This window comes from Pseudarthrobacter sp. J47 (assembly GCF_049810315.1).
GTDB lineage: Bacteria > Actinomycetota > Actinomycetes > Actinomycetales > Micrococcaceae > Arthrobacter.
The window spans coordinates 642,680-655,849 of sequence record NZ_CP187358.1; the positions used below are offsets into that span (position 1 = coordinate 642,680).

Sequence of the window (13,170 nt, forward strand, 5' to 3'; positions counted from 1 at the left end):
CCGGGGCGCGTTAGGGTTGGTGGCATGCCTTCGTTCCAGACCCGACTCAAGATCACCGGCCTTAAGCCCGGCAACCCTCCCGAGTCCGTGATGGCGGCAGCCGTGGAAGCGCTTGAAACCAGGCACCACGTCGAAGCCAACCAGCTGGACATCGCCGGGGGAGTGCCCCAGCTGAACCTGCGCTTCCTGGTGGAACCCACCGAATACAGTGGCGAAAACCAGCAGGCGCTGGAGTCGGCAGCCATGATGCGTGACGCCGTCGAACGCGTTGCACTGACAGGTTCCCTGCTGGTCCTGCGCCGCAATCGCGGGCGCTGGGCGCCGGTCTAGGACTCCGGTTCCGCACCGGGTTGGTCAACCGGGGAGCGGGTGCCGCGCCGTCGGGTGACAATAATTCCGACGGCGGCACCCACCACCAGCCCCACCGCCACCCCGATGAGGGAGCTGGCCCAGAACGGCAGCCCGGTGGTGGAACCGGTGACGAAGCCCAGGCCCGTGAGCCAGCACGCCCACAGCACGGCTCCCAGCCCGGCGCACAGGCTAAAGCCGCGGGTGGTGACCTCACCGATACCGGCGGCGGCCGACGTCGCAAGCCTTCCGCCCGGGATGAACCGCGCTCCGATGATGGTCCCGTACGTGGAGGAGCGGCCGGCTTTGGCGATGGCCTGGTGGATGCCGCTGTGCAGTTTCCTGCCCCATTTCCAGCGATCCAGCAGGTGGCTGAGCCGGCGTTTGAAGAGCTGGAACACCACTACGTCCCCAATCCAGGAGGCCAGTGCCGCCAGGGCCACCACCAGGAAGACGTTGGCCCGGCCTTCGGCTGACAGGGCGCCGCCGGTGATCACCACCATCTCCGAGGGCATTGGTGGAAAAATGGCGTCACCAAGGACCGCGGGGATGATCCAGAAATAGATCGCCGCCCCCCACAGGTCAATGCTGCCAAGGTCCATGGGCACAAGTTACCGCACCTGGGCCTGGCTGTGGGCGGCACTGTGGGCAGGGCGGCGGAACGGCCCGTGGCGGCCCCTGTTTTCGCAGGGCGCGCAATGGCAGACTGAAGCATGCTGACTAAGATCCTGCAGGGCGACATCACCACCCGGGCCGTGGACGCGATCGTCAACGCAGCCAACTCCACGCTGCTGGGCGGCGGCGGTGTGGACGGCGCCATCCACAGGGCTGCGGGTCCCCAACTGCTGGCGGCCTGCCAGGAACTGCGTGCCACGGACCTGCCGTATGGGCTGGCTCCGGGCGCGGCCGTTGCCACCCCCGGGTTCGACCTGCCGGCCCGCTGGGTGATCCACACGGTGGGCCCCAACCATCACGCGGGCCAAACCAACAAGGCACTCCTGGTCTCCTGCTTCAGCGAGAGCCTGCGCGTTGCCGACTCGTTGGGGGCAGAGTCCATTGCCTTCCCGGCTATCGGCGGCGGGGTCTACGGGTGGACGGGGCATCAGGTGGCCGAGTCGGCTGCCACCGCGCTGGAGGGATTCGAGGCGTCGCACCCCGGCACGACCATCGCGCTGGTGGAGTTTGTCCTGTTCAGCCCGGAGATGGAGGGCGAGTTCAGGGCCGTGCTGGGGGAGCCTCGCTGAGCTGCAGCCGGCTGCGGTGCTCAACGGGTTTGCCGGACAGCGGATCGATGAACCGGATGCCGCGCGCCAGGAGTTGGAGCGGCTTGGAGTAATCGTCCGGCGCCTTGTCCAGCAGGTCCGGGTAGAACGCGTCGTTCACAATGCCCAGGCCAAGCGATGCCATATGCACGCGCAGCTGGTGGGTCTTCCCCGAGTGCGGCTCGAGGCGGTACAGGGCCCGCCGTTGTGGAGCCTGCGGGGCACCCTGGTGCGCCCCGGCACCTGCCGGCGTTCCGGCGTCGAACGTTTGCAGGCGTTCGATGCGTGTCTCAGCGTTGGGTTCGCCGTCGATCACCTCGGCCAGCAGGTAGTTGCGGGACTTGGTCATCCGGTTCCGGACCACCACGGGAAACTCGACGGCGGGATGTCCGGGCGCGGGATCGGCCGCGGACACGCACTCGTACTCTTTCTGGACCTGCCGCTTCTCGAACAGCACCTGGTACCTGCCGCGGGTTTCCGGGTTGGTGGAGAGCAGCAGGATGCCGGCCGTCATGCGGTCCAGGCGGTGCATGGGGATCAGGTCCGGCAGGTTCAGCTGGTTCCGCAGCCGCACCAGCGCCGACTCCTGGATGTAGGTGCCGCCGGGAGTGGTGGGCAGGAAGTGCGGCTTGTCCACCACCAGCAGGTGTTCGTCCTGGTGCAGGATGCTCAGCTCAACCGGAAGGCGGGTCTCCGGCGGCAGGCTGCGGTAGTACCAGATGAACGTGTGGTCCTGGAGTTTGGTAGCCCGGTCCAGGGGGACGCCGCCCTCGCCAACGATCTCACCGGCGTCGAACCTGTCCGCAATTCCCTGCGGATCGATGTGGCCCCAGCGGTGCATCATGTAGTCCATGGCGGTGGCCCACGGACCGTCCTCCGGCAGGCGCAGGCGGGTTGCGTTTACGCCGTCGCGCACGGGAAGGGGGGATTGCATCACCGGTCCATTCTACTTTGCGGGCGGTCCCTACTTTGGTGCCCAGCCGCGGATGCCTGCGTCCAGGGTTGCCTCGTACAGGCCGTCCCAGTCGATCGGCATGGAGGCACCGCGCGCCAGTTCAAGGCTCACCAGCCCGTGCACCTGCCCCCAGAAGGCAGTGGCGATCAGCAGCACGTTGTACTGGCCAATCAGCCCCTCGTCCTGCGCCGCGGTGACCGCCCCGATCAGGGGAGCCATGGCATCAACGGTGGCCCCGCCGTCGGCAGGTTCCTTGCCAACGGCATAGGCATCCATGGCGCCGCCGAACATCAGCCGGTAGAGGGCGTCGTGCTCCAGCGCCCATTTGCGGTAGGCCCGGCCGGTTTCCTTCAGGCCGATTTTTCCTGCCGCTTCCTGGGAGGCATGGAAGGACTTGAAGCCGTAATTGACGACCGCGGTGAGCAGCTGTGATTTGCCGCCGAACAGGGAGTAGATGGCCGAGGTGGAGGTGCCGGCGGCCGCTGCAATGTCCCTGAGCGTGACCTTTTCAGGGCCATCGCGGTCCACGAGTTCAGCAGTCACGTCCAGGAGCCGTTGCCGGAGGGCTTCATCGTGGACTACAGGTCTTGCCATGTATCCCATTGTTTCATAACATTGTTCTATAACTGCGTTATGAAAGATTCGATCATGTCCAGGGAATGGCATGTCGAAGGTGGCGGCGCCCCTCAACGGAACTGCCATCCGCAGTTCTTTCTTCCGCGCCGGCTGCAATTGGGGGAGTCGGCGCGGAAGAAAGCTCACGCAATGGCATTGACAGGGACGGCCGGCGAATCGTCCAGGTTCCTGCGCAGTTTCGGCGCAGAGGACAACCGCTCCTGGGCTGCCCGCAACGCCAGCACCGCAGTGCGAAGCTTCTCCGGCGGAAGCGTGAACGGGATCCGCAGGTGGCTCTCGTAGCTGCCACCCACACCAAACCGCGGTCCTGCGGCAAGCCTGATGCCGAACTCCGGAGCGATCACCGTCAACGCGGTGCTTATGGGACCCGGCAACCGGCACCAAACGGACAGTCCGCCGTCGGGCATCTCTGTTTTCCAATCAGGCAGCTCCGCGGCCAGCAGGTCCAGCAGCGCTGCACGGTTGGCCCGTAGCGCATCGAGGCGTTCAGGCAGCAGCCGGTCGAGTTCGCGGACCAGGTGGGCGGCCGCCAGCTGCTCCATTACAGGTCCGCCCAGGTCCATGCTGCTGCGCGCCGCCGCAAACCGGTTCAGGAGCTCCGGCTCGGCACGGATCCAGCCCGTCCGCAGTCCGCCCCAGTGCGATTTACTCAAAGATCCGACGGAGACAACGCCGCGGCCGAACGCTGCCATGGGCAGGCTGGAGATGCCGTCCAGGTTCAGTTCCCGCAGCGTCTCGTCAGCAATCAGGACCGTTCCCGCGCGGGCGGCCGCGCGTACCAGACGGCGCCGCTGCTGGTCCGGCATGAGCCGGCCTGTGGGGTTGTGGAAGTCCGGGATGACATACGCGATGGTGGGGCGGTGCTGTTCAAGGGCGCCCTCCCACGCGTCAATGTCCCAGTTTCGGGAGGAACCGGGCAGCGCCACCGGCACCGCGCGTGCGCCCACGGCGCGGATGGCGTCCAGGGCGTTGGGGTAGCTCGGGTGGTCAACCAGTACCTTGTCCTGCTTCCCGCCGGTCCGGACAACCAGCGCGCGGAGGATGACGTTCAGTGCATGCTGTGCGCCCGAGGTCACCAGGATTTCTTCCGCAGACGTCGGCACGCCGGCCGCCGTGTACCGTTCGGCAATCGCCTCCCGCAGCGCCCGCAGGCCCTGGACCTCATAGCCGAACCCCGGCAGCAGCGCGGGAAGCTCGGTCAACGCGGAGGCAAAGGCGCGGTGCACCTGCTCGCCGCTGGCCGGCAGCGCCGCGTAGGCCAGGTCCAGGATGCCGTCCGGTGCGTTGATTCCGGGAGCGGCCGCTTCGACCGATTGTGGCAGCCTTGTCCGGCCCTTCGCCCCTTGGCCGCTGCTGAGGAACCCCTGTTCGCGCAGCTGGGCGTAGGCCGCCGTCACCGTAGTCCGGCTGATGCCCAGGGTCTCAGCCAGGGGACGCTCGCCGGGCAAAGCGCAATCCAGGGAAACCCGGCCGTCCAGGACCAGGAGGCGGACGACGTCGGCCAGCTCGCGGTAGGCGGGGCCCGTGCCGCTCTGCCACGGGCCAAGCATGCGGGCAAGGGCTGGAGCTGAGAGGTGGCCGGACATAAAGCCAGTATCGCAGACTGGCTATGTATTTCAATGCCAGTTTTCAGCCAAGATGGTGTTCATGATAACCCGCAGACTCGTTCAACTCTTCACCGGCCTCGCCTTATACGGGTTCTCGCTTGCCGTTTTTATCAGGGCAGGACTGGGCCTGGACCCGTGGGACGTGTTCCACCAGGGACTGTCGCTGAAATCCGGTTGGAGCCTGGGGCTGGTGGTGATTGTGGTCAGCTTCCTGGTGCTGCTGTTCTGGATTCCGCTTCGCCAAATGCCGGGCTTCGGAACACTCTGCAACGCCATCCTGGTGGGGGTGTTTGCGGACATTGGGCTGGCCCTGATTCCCGACGTCCACCACCTGGGTGGCCAGATCGCCATGCTGGCCGGCGCGGTGCTGGCCAACGCCGTGGCGTCCGCCTGCTACATCGGTGCCAGGTTCGGGCCGGGCGCGCGCGACGGCCTGATGACCGGCCTGGCCCGGCGCACCGGCTGGTCCGTCCGGCTGTGCCGCACCCTGATCGAAGTGGTGGTCCTCGCGGCCGGCTGGCTGCTGGGCGGTGCGGTTGGTGCGGGCACGGTGGTGTACGCGCTGGCCATCGGGCCGCTGGTCCAGCTGCTGATGCCGTTCTTCGCCGTGCCGGAACCGGCCAGGAAGCCTGAGCTGGCCGCAGATCCGGAGTCCGAACCCGCGGCGGCTGCTACCCCCGCAGGCTGAGAATGCCCGGCGGCCCGATCCGCCGTCGGCCGTCGGCCTGCCGCTCAGTCCGTCTGTGTCGCCGGGAGCGGCTGGCACCGCGGGCAGAACCAGATGTCGCGTTCCTCTTCGCCGCCGGGTCTGCCCAGAAGGCCATGCTGGATGGGCGTCCGGCAGCGCAGGCAGGGCTGGTTTCCGCGCCGGTATACCCAGTACCGGGAACGTCCGTCCGGCCCGCCGCGCGGCAGCGCACCGCCCCGGGGGCCAGGGACCGTCACCCTGCGTGCATCGCCAAGGTTTGCTTCCATCAGCTGCTTGGCGTGGACAAACAACGCGGGCAGGTCAGCCACGTCCTGGACCGGGGTTGCCGGGTGGACACCGCCAAGGAAGCAGGCTTCGCAGCGGTAGATGTTGCCGATGCCTGCCAGGTTCCGCTGGTCCAGGAGCGCGACGCCGATGGGAATCGCAGGCGCGGCCCGCACCCGCCGTTCCGCCTCGGCCGGGTCCCAGTCGGGGCCTAGGATGTCCGGGCCAAGATGCCCGACGGCGGCATCCTCCTGGTCCGTTCGGATCACTTCCAGCTCGCCCAGGGAGAATCCGACGGCGTCAGCAGCAGCAGTCCGGAGGACGCACCTGGCCGTGAAGCCGGGCTTCCGCCACCGGCCGCCGGGCGCGTACACCTGCCAGCTGCCTTCCATCTTCAGGTGCGAATGGATGGTGAGCCGTTGGTCCTCGGGACTGCGCAGCCTCATCAGCAGGTGCTTGCCGCGGGGCACCACTTCCTCCATGGTCCAGCCGGCAAGGTTCAGGGTAGCGAAGCGGGGAACGCGGAAATCCGAGGCGGTCAGCTTTTGGCCAGCCAGGGCAGCGTGGAGTTCGGCGCAGGCCCGCCAGACCGAATCCCCCTCAGGCATGCTTCACCTCAGGCACAGTTCACCTCAAGCACATTTCACCTCAGGCACGGATCCGCAACCCCTTCGGCGTGGAGTAGGCCCCGGCCGCGGCCAGTGCCGCCGCTATGGGGGTGTCCAGGATGCCATGCCCGTTGACCTTCTCCATGATCAGCTTGTCCACCGCACCGCGTTTCACCACGTCCGTCAGGGCAGTGGCGGCGGCAGCCAGGACATCAGGTTCTTCGGAGAAGGCGAGCAGGGTTTTACCGCCGCGTTCCACGTAAAGTGCCAGGCCGCCGTCGACCATCACCACCAGGGCTCCCGCCTTCCGCCCGGGCCGGTGGCCTGTTCCGGCCTCGGCATCCAGCGCAGGCCACGGAAGCGCTGCGCCGTACGGGTTGGCGGGATCGGTGGCCGCCAGCGCCAGCGCGGAGGGCTCGGCCTTGGCGATCGCGGCGTCCTCTGCGTAGCTGCGAAGCCTGTCTACAGTGGCCGGAACGGCGAACTGCGCAGCGCCAAGGTGCTCAATAAAGTAGCCCCTGCGGCAGCGGCCGGCCTCCTCAAGACGGGCCAGCACCTTGTACATCAGGCCAAAGCCGCCCAGGATCTGCTCGGCCATCACCGAGCCGCGGGTGACCACGCCGTATCGGTCCAGCAGAAGCTCGGCGGTGGCGCGCGCATGGATGGTGGGGTCCAGCTCCGGCAGCGGCAAGGCAGACCAGCGGCCGGCAGCTGTTGGCGGCGTGGGTGCGGCGCCGCCGGGACCGAAGCGGCCGCCCACCAGGCCCGGCGAACCCAGCAGCCCGGTGCCATGCGAACGGCCAAGCCGGCTGAGCCGCTGCGCCCGCGCGCGTGGGGCCTTGGCAGTCTGCCGGTGCGCCGTGTGGCCGCCGGCAATCAACGCTCTGACCGGCGCGAAAGTATCACCGGTGATGCGCCCGGCCCAGGCAAGGTCCCAGAGGGCGGCCGTGACGTCGGCGTCGCCCAATACGGCGTCCATGCCGCCAGCCACCTCGGTGAGCTGGCGGAAGAAGAAGCCGCCACCGTGGCCCTGGAGGTGGTCCAGGATGCGTTGGGCGGCGTCTCCGGGTTCGTAATCCGGGGACGGGTTGAGCGTCAGCTGCGCGGACTCGGCGAGGTGCAGGCTGATCCAGCCGTCGTTGCCGGGGAGTGCACCCGCGCCGGACCACAGCACTTCTCCGCCGGCCATCAACTCATCCAGCATGGCTGGCTGGTAATTGGAGACGCGGCTGGCCAGGATCAGCGGCTCCCAGGCGGATGCCGGAACGGGAACGCCGGAGAGCTGGTCCACGGCGGTGAGGATTCCATCCAGGCCGCGCAGTGCCGGCTGGCCGCGTTTGCCTTGTTGGCCGCGCGGTTGGACGTTCTGCCAGGAAGGCAGGAACCGGCCGTAGGCAGCGGCGTCCACCGGCTCCACCTCGGCCCGCAGCGCAGCCAGGGACCGGCGCCGTAGCTTCCGGAGCACTTCTGCGTCGCACCATTCGCTGGCCGGGGGAGCGGACACGGTCTTTGTGACGGGCCCGGCCGTCAGCTCACTGGAAGCACCTCCGGAAGCCTCATCTGGAGTCTCCGCCGGCGCCGTGGCGGTGGGATGCGGGCGGAACTCTCCCTCCACAGTGCGGCCCTCGCCTGCCAGCCGTTTCAGGGCGGCGGTCACGACCGCGGAACCGAGCCCCAGCCGGGCCGCCGCTTCCGCAGCGGTGAACGGCCCATGCGTGCGGGCATAACGGGACACCAGGTCCCCGAGGGGATCGTCAACGGGCTCGATGAAGGCCAGCGGCACACCCATGGGCAGCGGGACCCCGATGGCATCGCGAAGCCGCGCAGCGTCCTCCACCGCAGCGAAACGTTCGACGCCGCCGATGCTCACCTTGATGGCACGGTTGGCCCGCTGGAGAGCGGCGAGATGCGCGGCAGCAGCTTCGGTGGTCGAGCCGTCGACTTCGGTGGTCGAGCTTGTCGAGACCTGGGTTTCGACAGGCTCGGTTTCGACAGGCTCAACCACCGGGGTTTCGACAGGCTCGGTTTCGACGGGCTCAACCACCGGGGTTTCGGCAGGCTCAACCACCGGCTCCAGGCGGGCCGCTACCTCCTCGGCAGTCAACGGTCCCAGGAGCCGGAGCAGGTCCGCCACGCCTTCGAGGCCGCGGACACGCCGGTCAGGAGCCAGGCGCTGCAGTTCCCGCTCGGTGTCCTCAATGACCTTGGCGTCCAGCAGTTCCCGCAGCTCCACCCGGCCCAGCAGCTCGTTCAGCAGCGTGGAGTCGAGAGCCAGGGCGGCGGCGCGGCGTTCGGCCAGCGGGGAATCGCCTTCGTAAAGGAACTGGGCAACGTAGCCGAACAGCAGCGACTTGGCGAATGGCGAGGGCTGCTGCGTGGTGGTCTGGACGATGCGCAGTTCGCGGCGTTCCACGGATGCGGCGATGTCCTTCAGCGCGGGGAGGTCGTACACATCCTGCAGGCATTCGCGGACGGTTTCGAGCACGATCGGGAAGCTTGGGTATTTCCGGGCGACGTCCAGGAGCTGCGCGGACCGCTGGCGCTGCTGCCAGAGGGGCTGGCGTTTTCCGGGAGTCTGGCGCGGCAGCAGCAGGGCACGGGCAGCGCACTCACGGAACCGGGACGCGAACAACGCGCTGCCGCCCACCTCCGCGGTGACGATCTCCTCAAGTTCGTCAGGCTCGAACAGGAACAGCTCGGCGCCCGGCGGCTCGTCTTCCATCATGGGTACGCGCAGCACAATGCCATCGTCCGCGGCCATGGCGGAGCCGTCCATGCCGTAGCGCTGGTGCAGGCGCTGGCCCACCGCCAGCGCCCAGGGCGCGTGGACAGGCATGCCAAACGGGCTGTGCAGGATCACGCGCCAGTCGCCCAGCTCGTCATGGAAACGCTCCACTACAAGCGTGGTGTCGCTGGGCACCACCTCGGTGGCCTCGCGCTGTTCGCGCAGGTATTGGATCAGGTTGCCGGCGGCGAAGTCGTCCAGGCCGCTGGCCTTGCAGCGTTCGGTGGCGGGACCGACGTCGGACGCTGACAGTTCACGCACGAACGCTCCCAGCGCGCGGCCCAGGTCCACGGGCCTGCCGAGGGAATCGCCCTTCCAGAACGGCAGTTTCCCGGGCTGGCCGAAGGCGGGGGAGACAAGGACGCGGTCGTGCGTGATGTCCTCGATTTTCCAGCTGGTGGCACCCAGGGCGAAGACGTCCCCCACGCGGGATTCGTAGACCATTTCCTCGTCCAGCTCGCCCACGCGGCGGCCGCCCTTGGCCGGGGATGCGGCCGGTTTGCCGTCCGCAGAAGGCGACGCGCTGCCTTCCACCTCCGTGCCGATGATGTAGACGCCGAAGAGGCCGCGGTCAGGGATGGTGCCGCCGGAGGTCACGGCGAGGCGCTGCGCCCCGGGACGGCCCTCGATGGTGCCGGCATTGCGGTCCCACACGATCCTGGGCCGCAGTTCCGCGAACTCGTCCGACGGGTAGCGGCCGGCGAGGAGGTCCAGGGTGGCCTCATAAGCGGACCGGGGCAGTGAGGAGAAGGGCGCGGACCGGCGCACCGTGGCAAACCATTCCTCGACGTCGATGCTCCCCAGTGCGGTGGCCGCGACGGTCTGCTGCGCCAGGATGTCCAGCGGGTTGGCGGGGATGGCGAGCCGCTCGATCTTGCCGTCCAGCATCCGCTCCACCGTGATGGCGGTGTGCACCAGGTCCGCGCGGTGCTTGGGGAACAGGACGCCCTGGGACACCTCGCCCACCTGGTGACCGGCGCGGCCCACCCGCTGCAGCCCGCTGGCTACCGACGGCGGCGATTCCACCTGCACCACCAGGTCCACAGCGCCCATGTCGATGCCCAGTTCCAGGGATGATGTGGCCACCACGCAGCGCAGGTGTCCGGACTTCAGGTCGTCTTCGATGAGGGCGCGCTGGTCCTTGGACACCGAGCCGTGGTGGGCACGTGCGAGCACCGGGTCCGCGCCCGTGGTGCTCCCGGCCTGGGCCATCATGTGGGCTGGCGTGGCTGTGGATGTTGGCAAGGAACCGGGACCAGAAGCAGAGTCAGACCCGGGCAGATCCCAGGCGCCACCACCCGCCGCCACCAGCTGCCGTTCGGAGTAGATTTCGTTGAGCCGCGCCGTCAGCCGCTCCGCCAGCCGGCGGGAGTTGGCAAACACAATGGTGGACTGGTTATCCAGCACCAGGTCCACGATCTTTTCCTCCACATGCGGCCAGATGGAGGCCTGCGGCTGCAGTCCGGACGCCGGGCCGGAGTCGAATGCGCCGGCCGCACCCTGGAGATCGGACATGTCCTCCACAGGCACGGACACCGTCAGGTCCCAGGTCTTCCGGGAAGGCGGCGCGACGATGTCCACGGGTGCGCTGCCCGCCAGGAACTGGGCCACCAGCTCGCGCGGCTCCACGGTGGCCGACAGGCCAATGCGCTGAGCGGGCTTGGGGAGGAGGGCGTCCAGGCGTTCCAGGGAGACCGCCAGGTGTGCGCCGCGCTTGGTGCCGGCCACTGCGTGGACCTCATCCACAATGACGGTGTCCACCTCTTCCAGCGTCTCCCGCGCCCGCGAGGTGAGCATCAGGAACAGCGATTCGGGGGTGGTGATCAGGATGTCCGGCGGGTTGGTCAGCAGTGCCCGCCGGTCCGACGCCGGAGTGTCCCCGGAGCGTACACCCACCGTGATCAGCGGGGCCGGGAGGTCCAGTCTCTTGGCCGTTTGGGTGATGCCGATCAGCGGGGCACGCAGGTTCCGCTCGACGTCGACGCCAAGGGCCTTGAGCGGGGAGATGTACAGGACGCGGGTCTTGCGTTTGGGAGCCCGCGCCCGGCCCCGTGGTTTGGGAACATCCAGGGGCAGTTCCGGCGGCGGGGGAGGCGCCGAAACCAGCAGCCGGTCCAGTGCCCACAGGAACGCGGCCAGGGTTTTGCCGGAGCCGGTGGGCGCAACTACCAGCGCATGCCGGCCCGAGGAAATGGCGTTCCAGGCACCCTCCTGGGCAGGGGTGGGAACAGTGAAGGCGCCCAGGAACCACTCACGAGTGGGCCGGCTGAACCGGTCCATTCCCAGAAGTTCCTGACCCTGCATTTCTCCATCATGCCTCAACCCACTGACAGTCCCCGCAGATGCGTCTGCCTCACCCCTTACCGGGCTCCGGCATCTTCGCCAGCGGCATGGTGGCCGGGCCTTCCAGGTTCTCGCCCTCAGGAGTGAAACGTGAACCGTGCAGCGGGCAGTCCCAGGTTTTTTCGGCGTCGTTCCAGTGCAGGATGCCGCCCAGGTGCGTGCACTTTCCGCTCACCCGGCAGGTCCGTCCGTTGACCGTGGACGTCGCCACGGGGCGCATACCGGAACGAGTGACCACGCCGGTGCCCTCCTCCGGTGCGCCGTCCGCCGTCGTGCCCTTCACCAGGAGCTTCCCCCAGTCCTTTGCGAGCGTGGCACCTACTCCTGCATTAAGCCCGACGGCGGACGCGGCCGCCGGTGGCGCGGTGACCCGGCGGTGGAGGGTATCCGCCCAGGGGATCTGGCCGTCCAGGATATCCGCGGCGATGCCGAGGGAGGCGCCCACGGCGTTGGTCATGCCCCACTTGTTATAGCCGGTGGCGAAGTAGATGTCCCCGCGTCCGCGGGGGAGCCGGCCGAAGAACGGCATCAGGTTGACCGCCTGGTAGTCCTGCGCTGACCACGTGTGGGTGACTTTGGCGCCCGGGAAGTGGGACTGCGCCCAGCCCAGGAGGTCGTCCAGGTGCGCCTGTTCGGAACCTGCCTTGCCCACCGGATGCCCGCTGCCGCCCACCAGGAGGAGGGGCTTCCCGGAACCCGTGCCATCTCCTCCGCCGTCCACGGGGTAGTCGCGCAGGGACCGCGTTGGCTGTTCCACGGAAAGGTACATGCCCTCCGGTGCCTGCAGGAAGCCGGGCAGCTCAAGGGCTGCTGCGTAGGAGCGGTGCGGCTTGAGTTTGGCGAAGTAGAGCCCGCGGTCCAGGATGGGCGTTCCGGTGGCCAGGACCAGGCTTTTGGCCCGTACTTCGCCGAGGCTGGTTTTTACCGTGACCGGGCCCGAACCTTCGGCGCCGGTGACCCTGGCGTTGCCCACGATCGTTCCGCCGTGGGCCTTGACGTCCCGGGCCAGCGCCTCGATGACGTCCAGCGGGTTGATCTGCGCCTGGTTGTCCATGCTGACGGCGCCGGTGATGTGGAACGGCAGTCCTGCTGTGCGGACGTAGTTGACGTTCAGCCCGGCGGAAGTGGCGGCCGCGAATTCCATCCGCAGCTTCTCGGCGCCCTCAGGGGTGGTGGCGTAGGTGTACGCGGTGCGGCGCTGATAGGGCAGCCCGTTGGAATCGAGGTAGCGGAGCAGCCAGCTTTGGCCTTCCTTGTTCATCTCGACGTAGGCGTTCACCACCTTTTGTGAGTACTGGCGGCTCAGCTGCGACAGCACTGTGTCCTGCAGCAGCGTCACCTTGGCGGTGGTGTTGCCGGTGGTGACGGCCGCAGGGTGCCGGGCTTCGAGCACCAGCACGTTTTGTCCGGAGCGGGCCAGCAGCAGCGCTGTGACGAGCCCGGTCAGCCCGGCGCCTGCCACAACGGTGTCGTACGTCGTTCCCGGGGCGAACTCATCAGCGGGAAAGTCGATTTTCCGGTCAAGCCACAGCGAGGTCATGGTGCAGTCCGTTCCGGGTCAGTGCCCTTGTCCAGTTACCACCGGCCAGTGAACAACCAGCGGTTCAACAGCAGGTTTAGTAAGTCTACTTACGAACTGGTGGGGGTCAAAGG

General features: G+C 68.0%; 10 protein-coding genes. 3 read left to right on the forward strand and 7 right to left on the reverse strand.

All coding sequences use genetic code 11. The features are described 5' to 3' along the window. Positions 1-24: 24 nt before the first annotated feature. The gene (locus tag ACPJW8_RS02940) at positions 25-330 is read left to right on the forward strand and encodes a hypothetical protein (protein WP_330188167.1); all 306 of its coding nucleotides are present in this window, start codon (positions 25-27) and stop codon (positions 328-330) included. On the opposite strand, the gene ACPJW8_RS02945 is transcribed toward ACPJW8_RS02940, so the two are convergent. Then, positions 327-950 (reverse strand): DedA family protein, encoded by a 624-nt coding sequence (locus tag ACPJW8_RS02945; protein ID WP_330188168.1) that lies wholly within the window; start codon positions 948-950, stop codon positions 327-329. The two genes, ACPJW8_RS02940 and ACPJW8_RS02945, sit on opposite strands and share 4 nt — an antisense overlap. A 111-nt stretch (positions 951-1,061) precedes the next feature. Between ACPJW8_RS02945 and ACPJW8_RS02950 the strand changes: the two genes are divergently transcribed. Continuing rightward, entirely contained in the window at positions 1,062-1,592 is a 531-nt protein-coding gene (locus ACPJW8_RS02950; RefSeq protein WP_330188169.1) for an O-acetyl-ADP-ribose deacetylase, read from the forward strand. Here the strand turns inward: ACPJW8_RS02950 and ACPJW8_RS02955 are convergent. The 3 genes from ACPJW8_RS02955 to ACPJW8_RS02965 all read right to left on the reverse strand — a co-directional run bounded on the left by ACPJW8_RS02955 (position 1,564) and on the right by ACPJW8_RS02965 (position 4,787). Beyond that, positions 1,564-2,544 (reverse strand): RluA family pseudouridine synthase, encoded by a 981-nt coding sequence (locus ACPJW8_RS02955; protein ID WP_330188212.1) that lies wholly within the window; start codon positions 2,542-2,544, stop codon positions 1,564-1,566. The genes ACPJW8_RS02950 and ACPJW8_RS02955 overlap by 29 nt on opposite strands. 30 nt (positions 2,545-2,574) lie before the next feature. Then, complete coding sequence (locus ACPJW8_RS02960; protein ID WP_330188170.1) at positions 2,575-3,159, reverse strand: TetR-like C-terminal domain-containing protein; 585 nt, start codon at positions 3,157-3,159, stop codon at positions 2,575-2,577. A gap of 164 nt (positions 3,160-3,323) precedes the next feature. Beyond that, positions 3,324-4,787: a PLP-dependent aminotransferase family protein gene (locus ACPJW8_RS02965; protein ID WP_330188171.1), complete on the reverse strand. Its 1,464-nt coding sequence runs from the start codon at positions 4,785-4,787 to the stop codon at positions 3,324-3,326. A 61-nt stretch (positions 4,788-4,848) separates the two neighbouring features. On the opposite strand from ACPJW8_RS02965, the gene ACPJW8_RS02970 reads away from it, so the two are divergent. Continuing rightward, on the forward strand, positions 4,849-5,496 hold the full coding sequence (locus tag ACPJW8_RS02970) for a hypothetical protein (protein ID WP_330188172.1): 648 nt from the start codon (positions 4,849-4,851) through the stop codon (positions 5,494-5,496). A gap of 44 nt (positions 5,497-5,540) precedes the next feature. Here the strand turns inward: ACPJW8_RS02970 and ACPJW8_RS02975 are convergent, their stop codons facing one another. Genes ACPJW8_RS02975 through ACPJW8_RS02985 form a run of 3 tightly spaced genes read right to left on the reverse strand, consistent with a single transcriptional unit; the run spans position 5,541 to position 13,057 of the window. Continuing rightward, on the reverse strand, positions 5,541-6,389 hold the full coding sequence (locus ACPJW8_RS02975; RefSeq protein ID WP_330188173.1) for an Fpg/Nei family DNA glycosylase: 849 nt from the start codon (positions 6,387-6,389) through the stop codon (positions 5,541-5,543). 40 nt (positions 6,390-6,429) lie between these two features. Next, complete coding sequence (locus ACPJW8_RS02980; RefSeq protein WP_330188174.1) at positions 6,430-11,478, reverse strand: Lhr family helicase; 5,049 nt, start codon at positions 11,476-11,478, stop codon at positions 6,430-6,432. 49 nt (positions 11,479-11,527) lie between these two features. Continuing rightward, on the reverse strand, positions 11,528-13,057 hold the full coding sequence (locus tag ACPJW8_RS02985; RefSeq protein WP_330188175.1) for an FAD-dependent oxidoreductase: 1,530 nt from the start codon (positions 13,055-13,057) through the stop codon (positions 11,528-11,530). Between the last annotated feature and the right edge of the window lie 113 nt (positions 13,058-13,170).

What these genes read in the sequence shown, in the direction of transcription:
- ACPJW8_RS02975 (WP_330188173.1), bottom strand. Translation starts at nt 6,389, where the DNA reads ATGCCTGAGGGGGATTCGGTCTGGCGGGCCTGCGCCGAACTCCACGCT.
- ACPJW8_RS02950 (WP_330188169.1), top strand. Translation starts at nt 1,062, where the DNA reads ATGCTGACTAAGATCCTGCAGGGCGACATCACCACCCGGGCCGTGGAC.
- ACPJW8_RS02955 (WP_330188212.1), bottom strand. Translation starts at nt 2,544, where the DNA reads ATGCAATCCCCCCTTCCCGTGCGCGACGGCGTAAACGCAACCCGCCTG.
- ACPJW8_RS02970 (WP_330188172.1), top strand. Translation starts at nt 4,849, where the DNA reads ATGATAACCCGCAGACTCGTTCAACTCTTCACCGGCCTCGCCTTATAC.
- ACPJW8_RS02940 (WP_330188167.1), top strand. Translation starts at nt 25, where the DNA reads ATGCCTTCGTTCCAGACCCGACTCAAGATCACCGGCCTTAAGCCCGGC.
- ACPJW8_RS02980 (WP_330188174.1), bottom strand. Translation starts at nt 11,478, where the DNA reads ATGCAGGGTCAGGAACTTCTGGGAATGGACCGGTTCAGCCGGCCCACT.
- ACPJW8_RS02960 (WP_330188170.1), bottom strand. Translation starts at nt 3,159, where the DNA reads ATGGCAAGACCTGTAGTCCACGATGAAGCCCTCCGGCAACGGCTCCTG.
- ACPJW8_RS02985 (WP_330188175.1), bottom strand. Translation starts at nt 13,057, where the DNA reads ATGACCTCGCTGTGGCTTGACCGGAAAATCGACTTTCCCGCTGATGAG.
- ACPJW8_RS02965 (WP_330188171.1), bottom strand. Translation starts at nt 4,787, where the DNA reads ATGTCCGGCCACCTCTCAGCTCCAGCCCTTGCCCGCATGCTTGGCCCG.
- ACPJW8_RS02945 (WP_330188168.1), bottom strand. Translation starts at nt 950, where the DNA reads ATGGACCTTGGCAGCATTGACCTGTGGGGGGCGGCGATCTATTTCTGG.